A 264-nucleotide genomic window follows, 5' to 3' on the forward strand; every position below is an offset into this window, starting at 1 on the left:
GTAGGGAGGAAAGGTGGTAGTTTAATAAACTATCACTGTGACGTTACCTACAGAAGAAGGACCGGCTAACTCCGTGCCAGCAGCCGCGGTAATACGGAGGGTCCGAGCGTTAATCGGAATTACTGGGCGTAAAGCGTGCGCAGGCGGTTTGTTAAGCCAGATGTGAAATCCCCGGGCTCAACCTGGGAATTGCATTTGGAACTGGCGAACTAGAGTCTTGTAGAGGGGGGTAGAATTCCAGGTGTAGCGGTGAAATGCGTAGAT

The 264-nt window shown here is 51.5% G+C and carries 1 rRNA gene; it reads left to right on the forward strand.

From position 1 onward, the window contains the following. Positions 1-264 (forward strand): 16S ribosomal RNA (locus AAEY72_RS15260); the annotation flags it as partial.

It is taken from the genome of Psychrobacter sp. W2-37-MNA-CIBAN-0211, from assembly GCF_040309405.1.
Taxonomy (GTDB): domain Bacteria; phylum Pseudomonadota; class Gammaproteobacteria; order Pseudomonadales; family Moraxellaceae; genus Psychrobacter; species Psychrobacter glaciei.